Below are 23630 nucleotides of genomic sequence, written 5' to 3' on the forward strand. Positions count from 1 at the left end.
TATATTGTGCGTGGGTGGTCTGACGGCCTAGCCCAGAATTGGCGCTATTTTAGAGCGAATGCGGCCTGTTTGGCAAATTTCGTGAGTTCTTCAGGGGTATTTAAGTTGATGAAACTTTTTGCTACATCGCTGAAATCAACTAAACCAGTCTTACGTTGATCTAAAAATGTCGTGACTTTACGCTCTCCTTGCATAAGGAATTGCTCAAGGGCAGCTTGATTGTCGCGATGCCAAATAGAGAACAGCGGCTGCAGTCTCTTGCCATCGTGCGCGGTGACAATGTCACTTATTTCGTTTTCTTCATTTTGATTGCTGCCTTGGCACAGGCGTTCGATCATCGTTGAGCTGATCAATGGGCTATCGCAAGGGATGAATCCGACCCATTCTGTATCTTGTGCGTGTTTCAGGCCTGCTAATATACCTGCTAATGGGCCTGCGAAGCCGTCAATGTCGTCATTAAAAGTGGGGGCGAAGCGCTGATATTCATCTTGATGGCGATTGGCGCTGATAGAGATGGTATGCGCCTGAGTTTTGAGTTGATTGAATACAAAGCTTATTAACGGCTCGCCATTGAGGGGAATCAAGCCTTTGTCGGACCCGCCCATGCGAGAAGCGCGTCCGCCCGCTAAAATAATCCAATGTATGTTTGTTGGTGATACCATTTAGAATTGCCTTTGTGAATAAATTGAGCGAGTCATTCGTCTTATCACCCATCCCCGCTTAGTCGAAAGCATGTGCTTTGCGCCAAGCCTTGGCTGACGAGGGGATATATTGTATCTAAATACCAGCAACACTTGAATTTCTGGTCGCGAACAAGTAACGTTGCGCCAAATTATTAGATATAGGTAACGGTTTTGATCTCCACAGCAAACATAACTCAGCAATTTGGCGCTAAGCCACTGTTCGAAAATATTTCAGTAAAATTCGGAGAGGGCAATCGCTACGGCCTTATTGGCGCAAATGGCTGTGGTAAATCGACCTTTATGAAGATCCTAAGCGGCGAGCTTGAGCCAAGTGGTGGTAACGTAAGTTACGATCCTAACGAGCGCGTAGCGAAACTGAATCAGGATCAGTTCGGTTACGAAGAGTTCACCGTGATTGATACCGTGATCATGGGCTATAAAGAGCTTTGGGAAGTGAAGCAAGAGCGTGACCGTATTTACTCATTGGCTGAGATGAGTGAAGACGATGGCATGAAGGTCGCTGATCTTGAAGTGCAATTCGCGGAAATGGACGGCTACATGGCGGAAGCTAAAGCCGGTGAGCTTTTGCTTGGCGTAGGTATCCCTGTTGAGCAACACTACGGTCTGATGAGCGAAGTCGCTCCGGGCTGGAAGCTACGTGTCTTGCTCGCACAGGTTCTATTTGCTGACCCGCACATCATGCTACTCGATGAGCCTACCAACAACTTGGACATCGATACCATTCGTTGGCTAGAGCAGGTCTTGAACGATCGTAATTGCACCATGATCATCATCTCGCACGATCGCCACTTCTTAAACAGTGTTTGTACACACATGGCGGACTTGGATTACGGTGATTTAAGACTGTACCCAGGTAACTATGATGAGTACATGACGGCTGCGACTCAGGCACGTGAGCGTCTACTTTCTGATAACGCGAAGAAGAAAGCGCAGATTGCGGAACTACAAACCTTCGTTTCTCGTTTCTCTGCTAACGCTTCTAAGGCGAAACAGGCGACGTCTCGTGCTAAGCGAATTGATAAAATTCAGCTAGAAGAAGTGAAAGCTTCAAGCCGCCAAAACCCATTTATTCGCTTTGAGCAGTCTAAAGAGTTATTCCGTAACTCTCTAGTGATTGAAAACCTGACTCAAGGGTTTGAAGAAGATTTATATTCTAACTACAACGCAATTTTTGAAGTCGGTGAGCGCATTGCAATCATTGGTGAAAATGGCGTGGGTAAAACAACACTACTAAATACGTTAGCGGGTGCATTAGAGCCACGCAGCGGCGAATATAAGTGGTCAGAAAACTCGAACATCGGCTACTACGCGCAAGATCATGCCGTGGACTTTGCTGAAGATATGAACTTAACGGATTGGATGGGTCAATGGCGTCAAGAAGGCGACGATGAGCAAGCTGTTCGCAGTTTCCTAGGCCGTATGTTGTTCTCACAAGATGATATCAAAAAGTCTGTGAAAGTCCTGTCTGGTGGTGAGCAAGGCCGCATGTTACTTGGTAAGCTAATGATGCATAAACCAAACATGCTGTTGATGGATGAGCCAACTAACCACATGGATATGGAATCGATTGAATCATTGAACACGGCGTTAGAGAACTACAAAGGCACTTTGTTCTTCGTTTCTCACGATCGTGTATTCGTTGATTCATTGGCAACCCGTATTTTATCGATTAAAGATGGCAAGATTAACGACTTCAAAGGTACTTACGCTGAATACCTTAAGTCACAAGGCATCGATGGCTAATCTTCACTTGGTTAACCTTAGCTTGGCTGAGCTTTCAAACGCAGCCTAGCGAGTTATAAAAGAAGCACCCAATGGGTGCTTCTTTCGATCTTACTGATGTAAATCTATTTCTAACCCTTGAGTCAGTAGCGGTTAATGTGTAATGATTTTAGCCTGTTACGCAAATAGAATAGAGCTGGGATTGATGAAGTTTCCATATAAGAATATCGTGATATTAACAGGAGCTGGTATTTCAGCGGAATCGGGCATTCAAACGTTTAGAGCCAAAGATGGTTTGTGGGAAGGGCACAGAATTGATGACGTTGCCACGCCAGAAGGGTTTGAACGCAACCCAGAACAAGTGCAGCGATTCTATAATGAAAGGCGACGTCACTTACAACAGGTCTCCATTATTCCTAATGCCGCGCACCAAGCACTGGGCCAGCTAGAGCAGCAGTTAGAAGGCAAGATGACAATAATCACCCAGAATATTGATGATTTACATGAGCGTGGTGGCAGTGTCAATGTGATCCATATGCACGGTGAGCTACTAAAGGCGCGTTGCACGGAATCCCATCAAGTGGTGGATTGTGCAGGTGACGTTGTCACTGGCGATTTGTGCCATTGCTGCCAAATTCCGGCGCAATTACGTCCCCATATTGTGTGGTTCGGTGAAATGCCATTACAAATGGGCGAAATCTATAGCGCTCTTGAAGACGCTGATTTGTTTATCGCCATTGGCACCTCTGGTGTTGTCTATCCTGCGGCTGGTTTGGTTCATGAAGCGAAAATGCATGGCGCCCATACTATCGAAGTGAACCTAGAACCGAGTGCGGTGGAGACCGAGTTCGCCGAAAAGCGATATGGTATGGCCAGTGAAGAAGTGGTCAAGTTGGTCGACGAACTGCTTGAACTACAAAGCTAATCGAAAGCAGTCAGGTTCACCGAAATAACAAAGTTAAACGAAAGCAACAATTGTTTACTGAGCTTTGATGTCAGTTGATTGAGCATTGCAGTATAATGCGCGGGACACAGAGTTTTTTAATTATGGGTACGCGAAAATTACCCAAGGTAATCAAATGAAACAAGATATTGAAAAAGATTTTAACCTAGGCGGCACCGTTGAGAGTGCCATTTCTGGGGATTATGAGCTTAAAGCGGGTGCAATTCTTAAAGAAGCTTGGACGAATACTGTTAAGAACTTCTTTTCCTTTACCCCAGCAATTTTAGCGCTGCTGGTTTTACAGGCAGTGATTTTTTACATTGCGGTCAAGCTGCAACTCGGTGATGTTGGCGTGATTTTTAAAGCGTTAGAGCACCCAACGAAGTTGACCGAGTCTATGTTCCAAGCGATTTTCGTTGCCAACTTTAGCTATGAAGTCATCAGTGCTCCCATATACGCTGGTGTCTGTTTAATGGCCATGAGCCATGCTGCCGGGTTGTCGACCAAGTTAAGACATATTGGCAAAGGGCTACAATTTACCGTTCCTGTGATAGTCGCGACTTTGATCACCTTGCTGATGCAAGGGTTAGCGGGAATGATATTGCCGTTCCTGTCTATCTATATCTCTCTCGCTTTTAGCAATTCAACACTGCTGATCTGTGAAAAACGTATTCCACCGATCCAAGCATTGTTTCTTTCCATGCGGGCTGTGAATAAGAAGCTGCTGACGCTGGCAGGAATTTACTTAGTTGTGATGGTGATGTTCTTCATCGCGGCGGTATTCTATGGGATTGGCCTAATATTTGTGTTACCGTTTTTGTTCCATGTGAAAGGCATTGTCTATCGCAATATGTTTGGCATTAAGTTGCGCATCGTCACCGAGCACCGTAGTGATGACGACAGTGAAAGCGATGATCAAGACAAGGGCTCTCAGGTGTTTCATGCATAAGAAAAGGGCGTATTCAATATTGTTTGTTGGAGTTATTGCAAGTTTAGGTCTGTTTGTGATTCACGACTACCGTCAAGATTCGGCGAACGGTGTGAACCCCAATGATTACTCTTTGGCGGCAATCATCTCTGAGACGCCAACAACATTATCAAACTCGCCGGACTTTACTGCTATTGATAGTGTGGCGGAGAAAAAGAAGCTCTTTTTCGAGTATCTTAAAAAAGGCGTTCAGCTTGAAAATACTCGAGTGTTAAAAGAGCGCACACGCTTAGAAAATCTTGAGAAACATTTTAACGATCAGAACTTGTCGGCTGAAGACAACTCGTACGCTATCCGCTTAGGTAAGCTCTACAACGTGGAAGTACCAGCGGCAGGCGTCGATGCAAAGTGGTTTTCGGTGATGAATGACCGTGTTGATGTGTTGCCGTATGCACTGGTACTGATACAAGCTGCAAATGAATCAGCTTGGGGAACATCCCGCTTTGCAACGCAGGGAAACAACTATTTTGGCCAATGGTGTTATACCCAAGGTTGCGGACTGGTTCCGAAAAGTCGCCCAGACGGGTCGACGTACGAAGTAGCAAAATATGATTCTGTTCAACAATCAATTCATGCCTACTTTATGAATGTGAATCGCAACAACGCTTATCAAAGCCTGCGCCATATTCGCGCTGAACTGCGCCAGCAGAATAAGAGTATGCTCGATGACGATGCGGCTCTTGCATTAACCAATGGTTTGATTAAGTATTCTCAACGTGGCCAAGCCTATGTTGATGATTTACAAACGATGATTAAGCGCAACGAGAAATATTGGGTGCAGTAAGCTCTAGCTTTAATATAGCTGTTTTGAACAGCTAATCGTTGAAAAAGCCACTATAGTGGCTTTTTTTATGTCTTAATTTCACGGTTGTCTCAGACTTTATCTGCACCAGATAGACTGGATATTTCGTTAAGCGACAGTTGGCCTTCTAAATCTCGAGAACGGTTCTACTCTGAGAGTGAATTGTTCAACAATGCCTTCATTAACTACAATTATAACAACGGCAAGATCTGAGTATGAGTATGAGTATGAGTATGAACTACGTTCCCAATTTTCATGGAGATTATTCAATGGAACTCTATTCTAACTATTTAAGGATAAGATTTTGGGGGTCATGGAATCAAAAGACAATGGATGAGTGCTTTGAGAGGACTTTTGAAAAAGTAGAAGCGTTTAACGGGAGGCCTTGGGGTCTACTAGTTGATATGATGAATTGGGAGTTTTCTGGACCTGAGGTGATCGACAGTTGGGATCCTTGTTTGCGAAAACTAATTGATAAAAATCTTAAACTTCACTGTGTCGCCTGTAATACGACACTTTGTGAATTTTTAATAAAAAGGCATAAGGATAACGCAGACTCTAACCACACACTGACAGGTGGGATTTTTGGCACAGTAAGAGAAGCAGAAAGCTGGTTTATTGGGCAACTAAAGAATATTTCTTGACGAAAAACTCTATTCATCGACGTCTTATTTTCAAAAATTTTGGAATTTAGCTCTGATTAAAAAGCTGCCATCACCATGAGACATAACAAAAAACGATCAAACACGATTGGCCTCCGACGGGAACTATCCTCACAATCGTGTTATCAAATGTGATTGCAGAGTAGCCTGCAATCCTCACTCTAACATAATGAAATGTCGATTAATCTGATCGAAACTTTCTTGAAAATGAAACAGTTTTAAACTCTTATAATCTTTTGTTTCTGCTCTCCGAGCCCTTCGATGGAAAGTATTAGCTCATCTTCTGGACGTAGATACTGCTCATTCCAAGATTTTGCATTTCCGGGACCAGATCCTAGGGCAATAACATCTCCGGGGTTAAGGGTCATAAAACGACTGAGTTGACTGACGCATTGGGCAACGTTTCTAAGATAGTCTGAAGAGTTAAAACATTGGCGAACTTCGCCGTTTACTTTCAGTTCAATGTTGAGGTTGGAAGGGTTTTCTATTTCATCTTGCGTTACTAGCCAGGGGCCAAGAGGAGCATAGCCATCAAAGCATTTCGCGATGGTTGTTTGTCCGCCAATTTCTAATCCACCGTCCTTAAACTGCCAATATCTATCTGAAAGGTCGTTGAAACAACTGTAACCCATGACATATTCCATCGCATTTTGTTCGGCTATGTTTTTGCCCGATTTCGCGATAACAACAGCCAATTCAGCTTCCCAATCTAGTTGTTTCGTCATGATTGTATAAGGAACTGGGTCTAGCGCACCACTTACAGCAGAAAGTGGCTTTAAGAAAAACATTGGCTCTTTTAGCGAAACGCCGATTTCCTTATTGTGAATTTTCGAATTAGCACCGATACAGATTACTTTTCCTATATTGGCGACACTGGCTTCAATGGAGTCAACTTCACTTAGTTTGATACTGGGCAGAGCGTCTAGATCTAAAGATTGAAGTTCGCTCAATTGATGATACAAGTTTTCAATACTATGGTCAGAAATGATGCTGGACAGGTCATAGATGCTGTTGCCTTTTCCGATGCAACCCAATTTAGTCGCAGAATCTTGAACAAATCTGATGAATTTCATAGTTAACCTCGTTGTTAGTATTTGGTGTGTTGGTTGTTCTGTATTCCTTTGCTCGATGTTCCTATTTCTGAATCAATGGGAACGTAAACATGTTACTTATTTGGTTTTATTTTCGGAATAAGCAATAATTGAAAGCAGTTTTCGATAAATTAGAAATGTCTGCTTTCAGGCTAAGAACAAATAGATAACAATATGAAATCGATAGAATCTTTACGCTGTTTCATCAAGGTGGTTGAAGAGGGCGGTTTTTCAGTCGCCTCAAGAAAGCTAAACTTGGCAGTCTCTTCTGTATCTCGCTACGTACAGTTGCTAGAAGATGAGTTAGGAACCCCTTTATTAACTCGAAATACGAGGAAAATTACTCTGACCGAAGCGGGGAGGATGGTGTACGAACAAGGGGTAGATATTTGCTTGAGAATTGAAAAGCTGGGAGAGTCAGTAGCAGAAAGGAAGCGCGTGGTAAGGGGGTTGGTCCGAATTACCGCACCGCTATGGTTTGGTTCACACCAGATAGGACCAGTGTTAGTCAATTTACAAGAGAAGTGGCCCGAACTTTTGATCCAAATTGACTATAACGATAAGGCAAGAGACCCTTATGCTGAAGAGTATGATTTATATGTTCAGATAGCGAAGCCAAAAGATTCTGCATTAATTGCTCGGCCATTAAAGCGTGTGGAATATTGGCTATGCTCGAGCCCTCAATATTTAAAAAATGCAGAGCCACTGAATGATGTGTCAGATCTGGAGTCTCATCAATTGCTCAAACAAAGCGCACCCTATGGCTACCAGGGTTGGCATTTTTATGATGATGAAGAAAACTGTACGCAAGTCGATACCTCAAGAGGCAGGTTCGCGAGTAATACGTCCTTGTCTCTTTTGCAGGCAGCCCTTAATCATGCCGGTGTCGTCCTTCTGGCGAGAGAAATGGTCGAAAAAGAGATTAAGCAAGGAAACTTGATTCGATTGATTGAATCGTACCGTTGTATTCCCTACCAACAAGAAGCAACGTTGCATTTGGTGTACTCGAAGGGCAAAACACAAGAGCCTAAATCTAGGGTTGTCGTGGACGCTCTGTTGCTCAGTTTGGGCGCTCACTCATAAAATCTAATCTTGGTTGGTGTTACTCGGGTTATGGAATATTGTAGGCCATGGCTTCCACACCTTTTCACGGCGTACAATCAAGGATAAGGTTTGTCTTTAGAACTTATCGCGCTCAGGAAATCTGCGACGCCAGCAGATAGCTCCTCAGATCTTGAGGTCAACTGCTGAGTTTCATTTTTTACTTCATAGATGGATTTGGTGGAAGTGGATATTGATTGTTCGATTTTGTTTAAGTGGGAAAATATATTGTTGTCTTCTTCTCGATTGTTTAGATCGACGTTATTAGAAATAGTTGAAGATGAGCTGCTGATCTCTTGAATAAGTGCTTCAAGTTCCGATAATATTTTCTTGACCAACAAGGTGGATTCAGACATCTCACTGGCCATATTCTTGATCTCTAAAGATATGATGTCGGCTTTATGGGCGAGTTCTTTTACTTCACCTGCCACTATGGAGAAACCTTTGCCTGATTCTTTCGCTCTCGCGGCTTCAATTGATGCGTTCAAGGAGAGGAGTTTGGTTTGGTCGGCAATAAACTGAATGTTGCTGATTGCACTTTTTACATTCTCCGATGCCTCTGAGAGAGTGGCAACTTCGTTACTTGCTTGACCCATTCTTCGGTGGCACTTCTCTGTTAAGGTGAAGTTATCTTGGATCTTTTGGGCAATCTCGGAGGTGACCGCGCCCATTTCACTTAAGGAAGTTTTGATTTCTTCGATACTACCTGACGACAAATCAACGGACTCAACTAGACAGCCTATTGATTCATTATTATTGATGACGACTTGCTGCACACTGTCTTTGAAAGTATCAACAACATCGTTGATTTTCTCATTGTGAGCAAGGGCATTTAAGGTGATACAGATTTGCTTTGCTGAAAACTGTAAGATTCCCGACAGTGTGTCATCCAGCGGTTCTGTATTTGGGCTAAAGAATTCAAAAATCATTTTGACCTTTCCATCTAAGACTATCGGGAAGGCAAAAAAGCCTTTTACTTTGTTCGCTTTGGCACTTTCGGCTCGAAGAAAGGAAGGGTTATTCGCAACATCTGGGATGAAAATGAGTTCTTTGTCTTGCATTACCTTACCGATTAACCCTTGCCCCACCTCAAAGCTGACACTTTCAGACTGTTTGATCAGATCTTTAACGTCTTGCGCTCGTACCTGAGGGGAGAGATACCATGTTTTTAAGGAGGTCGCGACATTGTTCTCACCGATTAGGTAAGCGTGCCCAATAGGCCATCCAGCGTGTGTGCAGAGTGACTCTATGATTTTCTCAGTCGTATTTTTTAGGCTGCCGCCTTGATTTACAATGTCTGAAACCCCTTCAAGCAGAGTGAATACGGCTTTGATCTCGCCGCTTCTTTTAGGTTGCTTTATCGGTTGCATTTTATTGTGTAGGTGCAGCGATAGGTATCGCATCATTAGGACAATAATTGTCCCCGTTAATACTGGCGCCAGTAAGAAAAAGTAATCTTTTTCTAACACTGCGAGAATCGCCAAAGCACCAGCTGGTGGGTGCTCAGCTTTTAATAAGGTCATCGCGATGATACTTAAAGAGCACGCCAGTATCGCTGCCCAAAGGAGAGATGGAATGAAAACGCCAGCGGTTACCCCAATTAGCGCGGAGATTGTCATCCCAACGGCTATGTTCCAGTTACGGCTATAGTAAGATTGGGGGGTACTGCTTACGATCATCGCTGATGCGCCAAAGCAGCCAATTAATGCGTTTTCCAACGCAGTGAACGGAAGAGTCGCAAACGAGACTAGGATAATTGCTATGATCGCGATAACAACACTCAGTGTTTTTCGGCTATCCATTTTAATCGTCTATCACCTTTTCTAATCCATCAATGAGGCTTTTACTCTTCAAGGCTGCTAGAAAAGCATTCATTGATCATTAGTATAGGATGTATATCACATTTTTTATGAGATGTTGTGAGACCACGTCTATGGATGTTAGTTGAGCATTCGGCTTAATTGCGGGTCAAAGATTGAACGCTGGGGTATAAACTCAACGACTAACAGTAGGAAATGATTCAAACTGCCGGTAAAACCTCGTATAATTGCCGACCTCAAATTTCCCTACAACCAGCAGTCGTCTTTATTGGCGGTGTGAGAAGTCGAATGAGTCAACAAGATACACGCAAAGAAGTTCATGAATTTAATAAACTGCATAAACGTTTAAGAAGAAACGTGGGTAATGCCATTATCGATTACAACATGATTGAAGAAAACGATGTTGTAATGGCTTGTATCAGTGGTGGTAAAGACTCATTTGCGATGCTGGATATTTTGATAAGTTTGCGGAAAGCGGCACCAATTAAATTTGATGTGGTTGCGGTGAACCTAGATCAAAAGCAGCCAGGTTTCCCTGAGCATATCCTTCCTGAGTATTTCGAATCTCTCGATATCCCTTACTACATTATCGATAAAGATACGTATTCTGTTGTGAAAGAGAAGGTGCCAGAAGGCAAGACCACGTGTGGTTTGTGTTCACGTCTGCGCCGCGGCACACTCTATTCATTTGCCGAACAGATTGGAGCCACAAAGATTGCACTAGGGCACCACTTAGATGACATCGTTGAAACGTTATTTTTGAACATGTTCCATGGCGCTCGTATGAAAGCGATGCCACCTAAACTGCGCTCAGACGATGGCCGTAATGTGGTGATTCGTCCGCTAACTTACTGCCGTGAAACCGATCTGATTAGCTATGCAGAGCACAAAGAGTTTCCCATCATTCCATGTAATTTGTGTGGCTCTCAAGAGAACCTGCAACGTCAATCAATTAAAGCCATGCTGGTGGATTGGGATAAGAAAACGCCGGGTCGCGTAGAAAGTATTTTTAAATCTATTCAGAACATTAGCCCAAGTCAGCTTGCTGACCGAGAGCAATTCGATTTTGTAAATCTACCACTTGATCGTCACGGCGAGAGAGCAGAGTATGAGTTTAATGAAGCTACAGTGTCTTCGACTAACATTGATGAGTCTATGTTTATTGATGTTACCAACGTGTAGTTAACTTTTTCGACCTTTTTTTAAAAAGAGCACTGTTAGTAGAACGGTGCTCTTTTACTTTCTGATGGCTTTAACCCTTATAGAATCAATTCATCCCGTAAAATAGACTTTATCGTATCTCATCCAAAGTTTAACTATCCTTAGTTTAAGGGTAAACGAGCCTGCGTCACAAGGAATTAAAAAATGACAGGAAGAAACTCGCATGGGCGTTGGTCGATGGAGGAATTTGAAGGCCGCATACTACGGTACAAGTGTTGGGGGAGCTGGAACGCGGAGGGTTGCGTGGACCTGCTTAATCACATTAAAGGTATGCAAGACGAGATCGACAAGGGGCCTTGGGGGACTTTAATCGACATACGGGAATGGGAGTTATGCCCACCTGAAGTGTGGGAGGCCATCAACAACATGGTAGTTTGGTACAATGCGCACGGTTTAGCATTTGAGACACTAGTTTATCATTCAGAGATCCACAGACATTTAGTTAGTCAAGGCCATGAAACGTTATACCGCCCAAATACTGCATTTTTCACTGACTACGATGAAGCGCATCAATGGGCGAAAGATATGGTTACGAAGATATACACAGAAAGGGGCCTAACGCTACCTTAACCCCTCTTGAATACCATGCATTAAAATGTTGGGGCTACAGTTGGAAGATGGCCTAAAAGGTTCCCCTATCGAAGTTCGTGTTTTCTACGACGAGGATAAGTGTATTGCTTGGTGCAAAAAAAAGAATGTGGATACGAACATGCAGCGTAGCAGTAACACATAAACTTTATGTTTCATCGGTCACGGATACTTCGTTGTGTCCTTAACTTGATAACGCCTCTGCTTCTAGTAGTTGTTGGCATGATAGGAGTATCTTTTCAGCCAAAACTTCGTCGTTAATCGCTCGGGAAATAGCTAAGCCACCTATCATTATCACTGCAGATTGAATGGCTCTTTCACTAGTCGTGTTATTTTCAGTTTGGGGCTCTAGGTCAGCCGATTGAGGGATTGTAGACGTAAAGCGGCGAAACACCTCAGTATAAGTGTTCCTTATTTCTTCATCTCTATGAACGATATCGGTAATTAAAAATGCGAGGGGGCAGTTAGCATGTTCTCCCTCACGATGTGACGGACTAAGGTAACGCCTGACCTCTTCCAAAAATCCACCGCCTTCGGTACAGTTCGCTCGTAATTGCCCTTGGCTATTCGACGCCGCTTGTAAAAGTGCTTCAGAGTAAAGGTCGGATTTACTGCTGAAATATTTGTAAAATACGCCACGCGTTAAATCCGCTTCAGCCATTACTTCATTGATCCCGACTTGGTCATACCCTCGGCGAGTAAATAGATTATAGGCACTGGTGAGGATTTTCTCTCGGGTGTCTAGCTTGTGTTGTGGGTTCCAAGGCATTGGTTATCTCTCTTTATTTTCTATCGAATGCCAACTCTAGCATCTGTTTAAAAGATGTTATTGAACATATTGTCGTTCCCCCTACGATATTTCTAAAAATAGAGGAGCAACTTATGTTAGAAAGTGTTCACATTGTTGGTCCACAATACAGTAGCTTTGTTCGTTCAGTGATGCTGTGCTGTGAGGAAAAAGGGATCCATTATAGTGTTGGCTTCAACCTTCGAGGGAAACGGATCGCTTTTCAAGGCGAGGAGCACCTTAGGTTGCACCCGTTTGGTAAAGTACCAATGATACTGCATGGGACACGAAGCTTATTTGAAACAGCGTCTATTTGCCGGTATTTGGATGATGAATTTCTTGGCCCTAAATTACAACCGAGCAATATTTATAGTCGAGCGCTTGTCGACCAATGGAGTAGTGCTATTTCAGGCTACATTTATGATATTTTGGCTAAAGACTACCTATTAGAACTTAGCGATTCTAAGCGAGATGCAGGTGAGATTGATTGGAATAAGGTCGAACGGTCGACGCCAAGAGTCGAAAAAGCCCTGACAATATTGCACCAACAACTAGCCAATCATTCTTGCTTATGTGGTGATGATTACACCATTGCTGATGCTTTGTTAACTCCGCTTCTGGATTATTTGGCCAAACTTCCTCATGCAGACGATCTGTTGTCTCCTTTCCCTGAACTGAGTGCCTACCTAACTAGAATGCGAAAACGCTCTAGCGCTAAACAAGTTCTCATCTAATATTCAAATTCATTGAATAAAACATGTCATCATGGTGTTGCATTTATTAGGAGCATCCTTTCTTTGTGGTCTCATTTATTAAATTAATTCATCGGCCTTGTAATTAACAAAAATGAAATAATTGAATGCTTTTAATTGATCTTTTTTATTGTTACAAATTAATAAGATTAGGAAAGTTTATGAAACGCGTATAGTCATTTCCATGGAGGATAAAAATGAAGTATCAGTTATTGATCAGCGCCACTCTAGCGGCCTTATGGGGCAGTGCGGCAAACGCAGGCGTTCCCACATATAGTAATACGTTTATTTCTTATGATAGCCCGAGCTATGTGAACTCGTTGCTGGATTACTCGAGTGAACATAATGTGGGCGGTATGATTATGTGGGAGGCGAGTGGAGATTTAGCCGCGACGAGCAAGGATTCATTGCTCTATCAAGTTGCTCATACACAGGTCAGTAATCCACCGCAAGTAGTAGAGCTATTTTGGCCAGATTGGTCAACTGAGCGCAATTATGGCAGTGACGGTTTACCTGTTTGGGGAAGTGGTGGTACGGCGAAATATCGGGATACGCTCGAAGGGCAGAAGCTTAGCGATCAAATCGTTGCTGCACAGTCCCACAACTCGCAAGCAGTTGTTGCCTATTCGTTTGTTGAATCAAATTCTGATGGCTCGTTGAAAGCGTATGACCCTTGGGCAGATTTACAGCCTGACGACGCAACTTGGTGTTCGCAAACTTCCAATTTTTGCCAAGGTACCCCGACCGCTGATACGACTTCTTTTGGGTCGATAGATCAATTCCTAGCATTAAAAGACGATCACCCCGGATTAAAAACCATAATGGCTTTCGGCGGGTGGGGGCATGAAGCGGATATCGATAATGCGATTGCTCACCCAGATACGTTCGCCCAATCTTACTCTAAGTTGAATGAGGCATTGGGTTCATCAGGGCATCCAGTCTTTGATGGAATCAACTTTGACTATGAAAGTGCCGATAAGGATGGACTCGCGACCAAATTTAAAGGCTTGGTGACGCTAATAAAAGCGTTCCATCAATCCAATCCTGAGAGCTTTATTTCTGTCGACTTGATGGGAGATGATAAGTTTCTCGCTAAAATAAAACCTGATTTACAGGCGCTATCCGATGAAATCCCCAATATCCACTTCGATATCATGTCGTACGATTTTCACGGAGCATTTGATTATGGTCCAAATGCGGCGAATAAAACGGGTCTTTTAAGCCGTATCTATAACGGCGATGATCAAAACGATTTCAGCATCGAAAAAGAAATGGCGGCGTTGCAAGGCATTAATCCTCAGAATATTTCACTAGGGTTTGCGGCATACGGGCGGGCACTTTCTAATATCTCCTCAAACAACGGCTCACTGTTTGAAGGTGTGATTAAAGCTGATTCCCTTATTCCTATCGAATATGACATGGACGATCACGGCCCCAACTTTGTCGATGGGTACGGAAACCCAAAATTCAGGTGCTCCGTTCAGCTATCTGATAGTCGCTATCCTGCTTGTGATGGAATGTATCCTTGGTCTTATATCCATAACTCGATGTTGACTGGTGGGTTTAAGCAAGTTGAGGTGAAAAGTGGTGATAAAGTGACGGGAGTTTATGCCCAAAACTTATCGAGCTGGACACCATCGCAGCCATCAGCAGAGTCGGGCACGTTGACGATCAATATTACGGCTGATCCGACGTACTACTACAACTCCCTGACCGTGACGGATGACGCTGACCCTAAGCAGGTCACGTTGAACAATTTGCAACCTAATACGCCATTTAACTTGCAATACCCAGCGACCGATGGTGAATCTAGCCTGCATTTTGATTTTTTTGTGAATGGCAATCACGTACAGTGCGATGGTTTACTTCCTAAAGATGCAAGCCAGCATCTTGATTTCAGTAAGTCGTTGACGGTCACTCGCTCTGGTAGTCCATATAACAGCAGTGACCCTGCTAAGTGCACGGTTACGGTGAGCTAAGTAACTAAACGTCCCCATGCATTGCTTACGTCAGTGGTTAGGCGTGGGGACGAACCTCTACTACGTAACGCGTCGTTTATCTCAAGTTTGTCTATATGGGACGTGTTTTGTCGGAAATGGACTTTGTAGGGCGGTAACCTATACTCAAAATTAGGTATCAAACCTGTCTGGATAAAGTTATGAGGACAACTTACAATGTGATGTTGATTGCTAGCATGTGTTGTTTCTCTATCCTTCCCGCTTCCTCTGCAGAACTTCGCTATGTCACCGATAATTTCCCACCATTTCATTATATAAATGATAATGGCAAGACAACAGGTTTTGCCATAGATTTACTAAATGAAATATGGGGTGAAATGGGGCAGGGTCAGAAACGAGTTAAAGTGCTCCCTTGGGCTAGAGCATATTCTATAGCGTTGAATGACAAGGATACCGTATTATTTAACACGCTGAGAACGCCATCAAGAGAAAAGTTATTTAAATGGGTTTGCCCTATATATGAGCATAAGAATGTTCTAATTAAATTACGAAAAAGTGATATTAATTTAGCTTCTCTAAAAGAAGCAAGAAATTACAAAGTGATGGCGGTTCGGGCTGATTCTGGCGAAACTATTTTGCTAGAGAGAGGTATAGATAAAAATGATATTTATTTATCTAACAAGCTTGATAGTGCGTTAAAAATGCTCATGTTGGAAAGGATCGATCTACTGTCTGTGGGTCTAGTCCCTGCGACCCAGAGGCTTGAAAGTATGGGGTATGATTCGAGCTTAATTGAGGTGTCGATGGTTTTGAGCACCAAGCAGTCATGTTTTGCTTTTAACTTAGAAACAAATGACCAATTAATAGGGAAATTTAAACAGGCATTCCAGAAAGTGCATAAAGATCAATCCCGTATAGATAGCCTTAAGAAGAAGTACAAAATGCCAAAAAACTAGGGTGAGCTATCTAGGTGCGAGGCCAATCAAAGTTGAACTCAGTCATGCTAAGTCGTGGCTTCTGCAAGTTTCTCTACGCAAAACTGGTAGGCTTCGTCATAGTCGAAGAAGCAGTGCAAAGCATCTAGTGTATTTGTTTCGTGCTCCATAGAGAATTTTTGTATTTGTTTGGATAATACAGCAGCATAACTAGCGCAATTGTGCCTTTCGATCCAGTCAAAGAACTCCAGATAGCTCTCTCCGACACCGAGGGAGCTCATCTCCCAATTTCGTGCATCATTTATAATTACCCACGGTGTGTGGTCACCCTCTTGGGAGGAAAGCACGAGATGTTTCATTTCAGCTATCCAAGTAAGGGTTGCTTCATTATTGGTTGCTCCCCAGACCACTGAATAGAGTATTCGGTTTTCAAATCTCATTGTCCATTCCCCATGGATATTGTGCTGTGTCATTGCTCACTCCTTACTTATCTACACTAGCGATATTTATATGATCTTATTTCTTACCGGCATGAGGAATGTGTTAAGCCTTTTTGATCCTCAAGTGCTGAACTTATAGTATATATGGCGCTAGCGTATTTTGGAGGTGGTTTCACTTTGCCCTGATTTACTTGCCACCAGAAAATACAACGATGGAATGACAAATAGCGTCAGTAGAGTCGAAATAAGTAGACCAAAGATCATGCCATTGGTCATTGGTTGCCATAATGCGCCGCCGAATAGTGATAGTGGGAGCAGCCCGCCGATCGTAGTTAACGTGGTTAAGATGATTGGCCTCATCCTCGCTCTTCCTGCTTCCGCAACGGCCTGTTTTAGGGGGATGCCTGCTGCAGAGTTTGTCTCGATAAAGTCCACCATGACGATAGCGTTATTGATCACTATCCCTCCTAGCGACAAAATCCCGAGCAGCGCCATGAATCCTAATGACCAGCCAGTGACCCATAAACCGATGAGTACTCCGATCAGACCTAATGGGACAGTGGCCATTACGACAAGGGGTTTGACTAATGAATTGTATTGAATCGTAAGAATTAAAAACATCGCAACAATTGATAGCCCGATGGCGAGCACGACTTTTTTAAGGGCTTTTTCTGTTTCTTCTCTCTCGCCATCTGTTTCTAACACATAACCGGGAGGAAGGTTTTGAAGAGCTTGCTCTAATTTAGGATACAGCCTAGCAGAAACGGTGTTTGCTAATACATTGGGATCTATTCTTGCACCGATGGTCACCGTAGGAAGCCCATTGCGCCGTGCGAGAACGGCGGGCTCTAATTTGGTGTTTATATGTGCGATGGAAGCGAGTGGTACTTTCCCGTAGCGGCCATTAACAAAAATATCTTGTAAATCATGTAGGCTTTGTCGATTTTCTCTTTCTGCTCGCAGCAGTACTGGGATCAAATGACTGCCTTCCCGATAATCGGTCAATTTGGTTCCAGAAAGAACTGTCGTAGTGGCGAGCGCGACATCTTCATTAGTCACCCCGGCTAAATTGGCGGTGTTGGCGTCGACCTGTACCTCTACTTGATTAATGTCAGATCCCCAATTGCTATAAGGCTGAACAACTCCCGGAGTTTCTTTGAATAGAGTCAGTAGCTGATCAATTTTTCTATCAATCAGATCTCCTCTGGAACCTGTAACTCGGAAGGCGACCGGATCTTTAACGGGTGGGCCAAGCATGAATTGATCGACGGTGATTCTTGCCCTAACGTAATGCTTCAGCTGCTCGCGCACTCGGGTGGCATAGGTGTCAGTGTGGTTAACGCTGGATGTGTTCACCAGAACAAGAGCGTAATAAGGGTAGGGGTATTCAGGTTCCTGAGTCAGCATGATTCTTGGTCCCCCTGTACCAATAAAACTGATCGCTGATATTAAACTCTCTTCTCCATTGTTCGCTTTACTTTCTTCCAGCAGAACGGTCTCGACATCTTGCACTACAGAGGACGTCTCTTGAATCGATGCCCCTTCTGGTAACCAAATTTTGACAAAAAACTGATCGCGAGAGCCATTAGGAAAGAACTGAGTACCGATTATGGGGATTAATAACAAACTCAAGAGCAGGCCCAAACCGGACAGCCCCACCGCTTTTCCGGGACGGGCAAGGCACCAATGTATTATAGAATCATACTTTCTCAGCCAAGCCTCTAATCTGGCGTTTTTCTGGCCGCTCCCTTCTTTGTCGCTCTTGAGTAACCATAGGCACATTAAAGGGGTGACCAGCATTGCTACCAAATAGCTCATCGCTAATGTTGTTGCGACGACAACGGGTAGGCTAGACACATATTCGCCGACATTTCCTTCAATGGTCAGCATAGGTAGAAATGCCGCCATAGTCGTGAGCGTTGAGGTTAATAATGGGATTGCTAAGTCTTGAGCTCCCGCTTTCACAGCCTCAATTTTGGTCTTGCCCTGCTGGATAAGCCGTACCGTGTTGTCAGAGACAACAATTGCGTTGTCCACCACCATACCTAACGCAATCACTAAAGAGGCGATAGAGAATTGTTCAAGCTCAACGCCAAAATAATTCACCACAGAAAACGCCGCGATCATTGAGAGAGGAACAGCGGTGGCCATAATCACCGCGGGTCTCCACCCCATGGTCAATAACGCAACCCCTAAAACAATTACGACCCCTTCTAAGAGGTTAATTTGGAAATCAGCAATTCGACTCTCAACTTGTCTAGGTAGGTCGTTGACGCGTTCAAGAGCGATATCTGGAGGAATGGCAGAGGCGCGCAAGTTGCGAATAGCTTGTTCAACCTTTTGGTTCATTTGAGCAATGTTACGCCCACTTTTCATCGAAATGCCGATAACAATACTGGTTTTATGTGAACCATCTGGTGTGGTGATGCGGGTTAACGAAGTATAGGGCTCTTGGTAGCGCCGACTGATAGTAAGAGGAAGATCTTTTAGAAAAACAGGTCGGTCATCGACTTGACCTACAATCAGGTTTTTCATTTGCGTGATGGAGGTGAATTCGCCCGTTGGGTTAATCGCATAACGGGTTGTTTTTGTATCCAACTCTCCACCTGGGCGAACGATATTGCGTGCTTGAAACAACTCTTTTAGTTCGGAGGCTGTAAGCCCTAGTTTTGCCCATTCTGAACTATCGAACTCAATGTAAATACGCTCTGGTTGTATCCCCCACAACTCCACTTTAGCCACGTCATCTATACGTTCTACTTCATCCTCCAAACGCTCGGCGAATTTTTCTAATTCTCTAGGGCTGTATGTTTTATGTGTGTTTGTGCTATGGGAGTTTTGTTCATATAACGCAAAAACGATTTCATAAACATCACCAAAATCTGAATCTACAGAGGGCGGACTTGCGCCCTGTGGTATTCGGTGACTGATGGAATCAACTTTAGCTCGAACATCATCCCAGACCTGATCAGTATTGGTGATCTTATCGCTTGCCGATACCTGAATGATGGAAAGTCCCGACATGGATTTGGACTCGACGGTCGTCAGTTCTGGGATTTCAAGTAGGACATCTTCAATAGGCTCAGTAAGTAACTCCTCAACTCGCGAGGAAGGGGCTCCCGGCCAAGAGGTGGTGATGAGAGCATCGCGGATCGTAATTTCAGGGTCTTCTCGACGTGGCATAGTACCAAAATTGAAAGAGCCGACGAGTAGTACAATAACCGCGATGGCGAGGACAATAGAACGATGAGTTAGCGCAAAATGGGGAAGGTTCACGGGGTCACAACCTGAGTTGTTTGGGGCAGAACCTCGGAAACCGTTACTGGCTGATTATTGGAGATATAGTGGACGCCCCCTACGATAATTTTGTGGCCAGCGACAAGGCCTTCTCCATTTCCTTCTCTTTCTACTTCTACTTCTACTTCTTCTTTTACTCCTTCTATTCGTTGGCTTTCACCTATGCGGTCAAACAACGATACAGGTGTGGCGACTGCTTTCCCGTTTTCAACGCGATAGACATGAGGGGTTTCATTAATATTAATAATGGCATGGTTAGGGACATACAACCCTTTTTGGGGTTCACCATAGCTAAAGCGAACCGACACAAGGCCTCTGGGCCTAAAAAGCCATTCAGGCCGACCAATCAACACCCCATCTAAGTAACTTTTTACTGGGTTTAAGATCAGAAAGTCACCCTCGGCAATCGCCTCGGTGTTTTTTACACTCCGAAAGTTCCATTTAACGACGCTGGTGTATGAGTTACCTAAGATCACAGGAACACGTTCTGGCAGATGTTTTCCTACGGCGCTACTAAAAGCATTCTGATTGAGACTAATTTTAGGAAGGCGTAGTACGTACATTTTCCCGCTGTCTTCTAGCAAGGCTTCGGTGGGGATGAACAGTGGCCCGTTTTCTCCTTGGAATTCGCGAATAGCCGGTAGGTATTCATTGATCACGGGGAGGCCTTGAAACTTCGGGTTATCTTGGTGGACATGAAAACGGGTATTTCGGAGCATTAATACAATGCGGAACGTTCTCATCAAGGGGTCGGCCACGGCACTTTTTTCATAGACGACAGCGCTGACAGGTAATCGTTTTTCAGGATGGTATGGGTGAGTTGCGTAAACGGTAACATGGTCTCCGGTTGCGATTTTTCTTTCCGCGTCTGCGCTAACCTCGACTTGTATCTGAATGGGGTCCATCAAGGTTAATGTGGCGACAGGAGAGCCTGTGCTAACAACGGCTCCCTCAGAGGTTTGAGACTTTGTAATTCGCCCTGAAAACGGTGCATAGAGAACAGCATCGCCTAAATCTTTAACGGCTTGGTTAAGTTGCTGATCCGCTGACTCAATTTCTGACTGGTACGCGGCCACTTGCGCGGTGGCTTGGTCGAAGGCGCTTTGAGCATCATCAACCGTTTGCTGGGTCACTAGACCTTTGACCAACACTTGCTTCTGCCTAGATAAAGTCTGTCTGGCGAGTTTAGTTTTCGCTTGAGCAGAGTCTAAGTTTCGGCGAGCGACGTCGAGTTTCGCGCTTAGAGCCCCAACTTGAATCCCATAACGAGTGTTGTCGACGACGGCGATCGGATCTCCCCGACGGACTTGTTCCCCGTTTTCGTTAAAAGCGGGTCCTCTTACTTCCAAACCTTCATCGAGCACCATCGTAACTCGGCCAGATACTTCAAATGCCACGTCTTCTTCTCTGTATGAGGTCACAACCCCAGTCATCTCTTGCTCACGGAGAAAGCTTTGTTCGGTCAAAATTATTACAGACACTGGGCGCGTCGGCATAGTTCGACTTAATTCGCTAGAGCGATCGTTGCACCCAATGGCAAGTAATAGAAGTACGAGGAACGCTGTCATCCATCTCATTGTTGTCCCTTATCTTCAACAGACACGAAGCCTTTCCACTCCAGTATAGTTGACCCGAACATACTGACCCGAACATACTGACCCGAAGATCAGTTGATGTTGGGAATCATCCCCGCTTTATATTGTCTTTTCTGTTTATTGTTTTTCTAAGCGCGAGTCGTGGCCCTAGCACTTTAAAAAAAATGTAGTAACATAACTCATAATATGTAACACGGGGTTGAATTATGAATAAGAAGGTTGCTCTTCCTCATAGAGGTCCAGAGTTTCACCAGCGTCGAGATCAAATCGTAGATGTCGCGTATGAGCACTTCCGCCACTATGGCTACAAAAAAACCTCAGTCGGAGATATCGCAGCCATTATTGGCGTATCCAATGCCTATATTTACAAGTTCTTTTCGTCCAAAAAAGACATTGCAGAGGTGGTCTGTGCGAAGGCTTTACAGGTCATTGATGACGAGTTGATGTCGATTACCGAACAGGATTATAGCCCGCCAGTTAAACTGCGGATGGTGTTTAAGAGCTTGCTAGAAAGCAGTGTGGAGCTGATGGCTAAAGATAGTAAAGTCCATGAAATAGCCATGCTGAGCTTTGAAAATAAATGGTGCTCAAATACTAACCATCAAGCGAATTTACATGAAGTCGTCGAGAAAATTGTGGTGCAAGGGCGAGAAGATGGCATATTCGAGTGTAATGTTCCACTAGATGAAGTGTGCCTTTCGATAACCGACACTATGTTCTTAATTTCTCACCCTCTCATGGTAGAGCAGCACGATCCGAATACCCGCGATGCAAGTTTAGTGGCAATGACGAATATGATCTTACGAAGTCTTGCTGTGTAGGTTTTGAATTTTGTAACTAGTCACCAGTAATGTGCTTGGTTTGGTATACAGGTGCATTTCCTATTGTACTTATATTTCCCTCACACTGAGAATATACCCGTCTTAACGCCGAGCGTTTGGCTTATATCGCTCGGTCAAGAATATGTTTTCTATCATATTTTAAACCACTATCGCTATGTTGAAAAACACAATCTATCACAGATAACCTCTTTAACATGAACGCTACCGTATACTATATTTAGTGGGTCAGTTAAGTCATTAGAGCGCGACTGGTTTGACTAATCCATGTTTTATCAATGTATTATAGTGAGGTTAGGATGACAGATCGAAATATTCACGGGGATTGGAGCATTACTTTCAAAGATAGGTTTATGCTTTTTGTTGTTAAGGGGGCCACTAATGATGCGGCAGCTCTCGCCGCGTTCAAAGAAATAAAGCAACTTGTGTTGTCATCCCCCCAAAGTGATAAGACCCCTTGGGTGTTTCTCAACGATGGGCGACAATGGGAAATGGACTCTGCGAACAATGAGGAAATTTATGCTGATTTGCTTCGATGGTTAGAAGAACATAATTGTATTTATTATGCTCTTGTTAATTCAAGTAAAATTCAGGAGTTTGCGCTTGAACGTCAGATACCAAATTTAGGAATACTTGAATTCTCATTTGATTATGATGAAGCATACGCGACTTGTCTTCGCAAGCTAGAGGAGGGGAAATAATGCCGAGAAATATTCATGGTAATTGGGCTACGAAGTTTGAAAACAGAATACTGTTTAGCAAAGTGGATGGCTCGACTAACCACGAGCAGAGTTTAGCCATGTTTAAAGATATTCAACATCAAGTTTTGTCGGCTCACCCTGATGGCTTGGAAGCATGGGTCGCGTTAACTGACGCGCGTGATTGGGGACTGGCCACGGAAGATAGCTGGGAAAGCACAAATAGAGTGATAGATTGGATGAGGGAGCATCAATGTGTGTTTCTTGCCGTTGCATTTTCCAAGCAGCTGCAAACATACGCTGCAGAACAGGGTTTCGTTAATGAGGGCGGGGTGATTCAGTACTTTTATGATTACGATGAAGCTTACCAAGCTTGTCTAAATAAACTAAAACAAATCAAAAGCCATAAATAAGATTTTCGGCATAAAACCCCCGGTTCCCCTCTCCTGCCAAACCTCTCTTTTCATCACGTCTACTTGTCTTTACTGATTTTAAATTGTCAACTTTTTGCCTTAAATACCCGAGAATGAATTATCTTGTTAAAGATTCTTCCTACCTTTCACCGTGTAATGGTCTGTAATTATTGCCTTTTTCTGTCTGTTTGGTATTTCACCTCGAACTATGATCACTCGAAGGTTACAAGTTTGACTTTTTGTAACCTGTAACCGATAATGTTTGAACTTTGGT

Annotated in this window: 21 protein-coding genes; 14 read left to right on the forward strand and 7 right to left on the reverse strand. The window is 43.8% G+C overall.

Going from position 1 to position 23630, the window contains the following annotated elements; translation table 11 throughout:
* Positions 1-44: 44 nt before the first annotated feature.
* Entirely contained in the window at positions 45-662 is a 618-nt protein-coding gene (gene mobA, locus L4C34_RS10105; protein ID WP_428789224.1) for a molybdenum cofactor guanylyltransferase MobA, read from the reverse strand.
* Between the two features lie 192 nt (positions 663-854).
* Here mobA and L4C34_RS10110 point away from each other — a divergent pair, with 192 nt between their 5' ends.
* The 5 genes from L4C34_RS10110 to L4C34_RS10130 all read left to right on the forward strand — a co-directional run bounded on the left by L4C34_RS10110 (position 855) and on the right by L4C34_RS10130 (position 5803).
* On the forward strand, positions 855-2447 hold the full coding sequence (locus L4C34_RS10110; RefSeq protein ID WP_428789225.1) for an ABC-F family ATPase: 1593 nt from the start codon (positions 855-857) through the stop codon (positions 2445-2447).
* A 184-nt stretch (positions 2448-2631) separates the two neighbouring features.
* On the forward strand, positions 2632-3351 hold the full coding sequence (gene cobB, locus L4C34_RS10115) for a Sir2 family NAD+-dependent deacetylase (RefSeq protein WP_428789226.1): 720 nt from the start codon (positions 2632-2634) through the stop codon (positions 3349-3351).
* A gap of 154 nt (positions 3352-3505) precedes the next feature.
* Complete coding sequence (locus tag L4C34_RS10120; RefSeq protein ID WP_428789227.1) at positions 3506-4318, forward strand: DUF2189 domain-containing protein; 813 nt, start codon at positions 3506-3508, stop codon at positions 4316-4318.
* The gene (locus L4C34_RS10125; protein ID WP_428789228.1) at positions 4311-5141 is read left to right on the forward strand and encodes a glucosaminidase domain-containing protein; all 831 of its coding nucleotides are present in this window, start codon (positions 4311-4313) and stop codon (positions 5139-5141) included. The genes L4C34_RS10120 and L4C34_RS10125 overlap by 8 nt, the downstream gene beginning before the upstream one ends.
* Positions 5142-5428: 287 nt before the next feature.
* Entirely contained in the window at positions 5429-5803 is a 375-nt protein-coding gene (locus L4C34_RS10130) for a hypothetical protein (protein WP_428789229.1), read from the forward strand.
* Positions 5804-6039: 236 nt separating this feature from the next.
* Here L4C34_RS10130 and L4C34_RS10135 read toward each other — a convergent pair whose 3' ends face one another.
* A complete protein-coding gene (locus L4C34_RS10135) occupies positions 6040-6894 on the reverse strand; it encodes a fumarylacetoacetate hydrolase family protein (RefSeq protein WP_428789230.1) in 855 nt (284 codons plus the stop codon).
* 192 nt (positions 6895-7086) lie between these two features.
* Here L4C34_RS10135 and L4C34_RS10140 point away from each other — a divergent pair, with 192 nt between their 5' ends.
* The gene (locus tag L4C34_RS10140; protein WP_428789231.1) at positions 7087-7995 is read left to right on the forward strand and encodes a LysR family transcriptional regulator; all 909 of its coding nucleotides are present in this window, start codon (positions 7087-7089) and stop codon (positions 7993-7995) included.
* A gap of 77 nt (positions 7996-8072) precedes the next feature.
* On the opposite strand, the gene L4C34_RS10145 is transcribed toward L4C34_RS10140, so the two are convergent.
* The gene (locus L4C34_RS10145) at positions 8073-9815 is read right to left on the reverse strand and encodes an HPP family protein (protein WP_428789232.1); all 1743 of its coding nucleotides are present in this window, start codon (positions 9813-9815) and stop codon (positions 8073-8075) included.
* A 306-nt stretch (positions 9816-10121) separates the two neighbouring features.
* On the opposite strand from L4C34_RS10145, the gene ttcA reads away from it, so the two are divergent.
* On the forward strand, positions 10122-11015 hold the full coding sequence (ttcA, locus tag L4C34_RS10150; RefSeq protein ID WP_428789330.1) for a tRNA 2-thiocytidine(32) synthetase TtcA: 894 nt from the start codon (positions 10122-10124) through the stop codon (positions 11013-11015).
* Positions 11016-11198: 183 nt separating this feature from the next.
* Positions 11199-11624 (forward strand): hypothetical protein, encoded by a 426-nt coding sequence (locus L4C34_RS10155; RefSeq protein WP_428789233.1) that lies wholly within the window; start codon positions 11199-11201, stop codon positions 11622-11624.
* 202 nt (positions 11625-11826) lie between these two features.
* Here L4C34_RS10155 and L4C34_RS10160 read toward each other — a convergent pair whose 3' ends face one another.
* Entirely contained in the window at positions 11827-12411 is a 585-nt protein-coding gene (locus L4C34_RS10160) for a TetR/AcrR family transcriptional regulator (RefSeq protein ID WP_428789234.1), read from the reverse strand.
* A gap of 113 nt (positions 12412-12524) precedes the next feature.
* Between L4C34_RS10160 and L4C34_RS10165 the strand changes: the two genes are divergently transcribed.
* From L4C34_RS10165 to L4C34_RS10175, 3 genes are all read left to right on the forward strand, one after another.
* Positions 12525-13163 carry a glutathione S-transferase family protein gene (locus L4C34_RS10165; RefSeq protein WP_428789235.1) on the forward strand — a complete coding sequence of 213 codons (639 nt, stop codon included), beginning with the start codon at positions 12525-12527 and terminating at the stop codon, positions 13161-13163.
* A 215-nt stretch (positions 13164-13378) separates the two neighbouring features.
* Entirely contained in the window at positions 13379-15160 is a 1782-nt protein-coding gene (locus L4C34_RS10170; RefSeq protein ID WP_428789236.1) for a glycosyl hydrolase family 18 protein, read from the forward strand.
* Between the two features lie 179 nt (positions 15161-15339).
* Entirely contained in the window at positions 15340-16095 is a 756-nt protein-coding gene (locus L4C34_RS10175; protein ID WP_428789237.1) for a substrate-binding periplasmic protein, read from the forward strand.
* Between the two features lie 47 nt (positions 16096-16142).
* Here L4C34_RS10175 and L4C34_RS10180 read toward each other — a convergent pair whose 3' ends face one another.
* The 3 genes from L4C34_RS10180 to L4C34_RS10190 all read right to left on the reverse strand — a co-directional run bounded on the left by L4C34_RS10180 (position 16143) and on the right by L4C34_RS10190 (position 21388).
* Entirely contained in the window at positions 16143-16547 is a 405-nt protein-coding gene (locus L4C34_RS10180; RefSeq protein WP_428789238.1) for a hypothetical protein, read from the reverse strand.
* Between the two features lie 117 nt (positions 16548-16664).
* A complete protein-coding gene (locus L4C34_RS10185; RefSeq protein WP_428789239.1) occupies positions 16665-19790 on the reverse strand; it encodes an efflux RND transporter permease subunit in 3126 nt (1041 codons plus the stop codon).
* Positions 19787-21388: an efflux RND transporter periplasmic adaptor subunit gene (locus L4C34_RS10190; RefSeq protein ID WP_428789240.1), complete on the reverse strand. Its 1602-nt coding sequence runs from the start codon at positions 21386-21388 to the stop codon at positions 19787-19789. Before L4C34_RS10190 ends, L4C34_RS10185 begins: the two co-directional genes overlap by 4 nt.
* Positions 21389-21612: 224 nt before the next feature.
* Between L4C34_RS10190 and L4C34_RS10195 the strand changes: the two genes are divergently transcribed.
* The 3 genes from L4C34_RS10195 (at position 21613) to L4C34_RS10205 (ending at position 23356) form a co-directional block, all read left to right on the forward strand.
* Complete coding sequence (locus L4C34_RS10195; protein ID WP_428789241.1) at positions 21613-22227, forward strand: TetR/AcrR family transcriptional regulator; 615 nt, start codon at positions 21613-21615, stop codon at positions 22225-22227.
* Between the two features lie 317 nt (positions 22228-22544).
* Positions 22545-22946 carry a hypothetical protein gene (locus L4C34_RS10200; RefSeq protein WP_428789242.1) on the forward strand — a complete coding sequence of 134 codons (402 nt, stop codon included), beginning with the start codon at positions 22545-22547 and terminating at the stop codon, positions 22944-22946.
* Positions 22946-23356: a hypothetical protein gene (locus tag L4C34_RS10205; RefSeq protein ID WP_428789243.1), complete on the forward strand. Its 411-nt coding sequence runs from the start codon at positions 22946-22948 to the stop codon at positions 23354-23356. Before L4C34_RS10200 ends, L4C34_RS10205 begins: the two co-directional genes overlap by 1 nt.
* Positions 23357-23630: the final 274 nt, after the last annotated feature.

Origin of the sequence: Vibrio profundum, assembly GCF_050337555.1 — a bacterium.
Taxonomy (GTDB): domain Bacteria; phylum Pseudomonadota; class Gammaproteobacteria; order Enterobacterales; family Vibrionaceae; genus Vibrio; species Vibrio profundum.

Bases quoted from the DNA above. Each gene is read 5' to 3' on its own strand.
- L4C34_RS10175 (WP_428789237.1), top strand. From the start codon at position 15,340: ATGAGGACAACTTACAATGTGATGTTGATTGCTAGCATGTGTTGTTTC.
- L4C34_RS10205 (WP_428789243.1), top strand. From the start codon at position 22,946: ATGCCGAGAAATATTCATGGTAATTGGGCTACGAAGTTTGAAAACAGA.
- mobA (WP_428789224.1), bottom strand. From the start codon at position 662: ATGGTATCACCAACAAACATACATTGGATTATTTTAGCGGGCGGACGC.
- L4C34_RS10180 (WP_428789238.1), bottom strand. From the start codon at position 16,547: ATGACACAGCACAATATCCATGGGGAATGGACAATGAGATTTGAAAAC.
- L4C34_RS10145 (WP_428789232.1), bottom strand. From the start codon at position 9,815: ATGGATAGCCGAAAAACACTGAGTGTTGTTATCGCGATCATAGCAATT.
- L4C34_RS10160 (WP_428789234.1), bottom strand. From the start codon at position 12,411: ATGCCTTGGAACCCACAACACAAGCTAGACACCCGAGAGAAAATCCTC.
- ttcA (WP_428789330.1), top strand. From the start codon at position 10,122: ATGAGTCAACAAGATACACGCAAAGAAGTTCATGAATTTAATAAACTG.
- L4C34_RS10120 (WP_428789227.1), top strand. From the start codon at position 3,506: ATGAAACAAGATATTGAAAAAGATTTTAACCTAGGCGGCACCGTTGAG.
- L4C34_RS10195 (WP_428789241.1), top strand. From the start codon at position 21,613: ATGAATAAGAAGGTTGCTCTTCCTCATAGAGGTCCAGAGTTTCACCAG.
- L4C34_RS10165 (WP_428789235.1), top strand. From the start codon at position 12,525: ATGTTAGAAAGTGTTCACATTGTTGGTCCACAATACAGTAGCTTTGTT.
- L4C34_RS10200 (WP_428789242.1), top strand. From the start codon at position 22,545: ATGACAGATCGAAATATTCACGGGGATTGGAGCATTACTTTCAAAGAT.
- L4C34_RS10190 (WP_428789240.1), bottom strand. From the start codon at position 21,388: ATGAGATGGATGACAGCGTTCCTCGTACTTCTATTACTTGCCATTGGG.
- cobB (WP_428789226.1), top strand. From the start codon at position 2,632: ATGAAGTTTCCATATAAGAATATCGTGATATTAACAGGAGCTGGTATT.
- L4C34_RS10170 (WP_428789236.1), top strand. From the start codon at position 13,379: ATGAAGTATCAGTTATTGATCAGCGCCACTCTAGCGGCCTTATGGGGC.
- L4C34_RS10130 (WP_428789229.1), top strand. From the start codon at position 5,429: ATGGAACTCTATTCTAACTATTTAAGGATAAGATTTTGGGGGTCATGG.
- L4C34_RS10125 (WP_428789228.1), top strand. From the start codon at position 4,311: ATGCATAAGAAAAGGGCGTATTCAATATTGTTTGTTGGAGTTATTGCA.
- L4C34_RS10135 (WP_428789230.1), bottom strand. From the start codon at position 6,894: ATGAAATTCATCAGATTTGTTCAAGATTCTGCGACTAAATTGGGTTGC.
- L4C34_RS10155 (WP_428789233.1), top strand. From the start codon at position 11,199: ATGACAGGAAGAAACTCGCATGGGCGTTGGTCGATGGAGGAATTTGAA.
- L4C34_RS10140 (WP_428789231.1), top strand. From the start codon at position 7,087: ATGAAATCGATAGAATCTTTACGCTGTTTCATCAAGGTGGTTGAAGAG.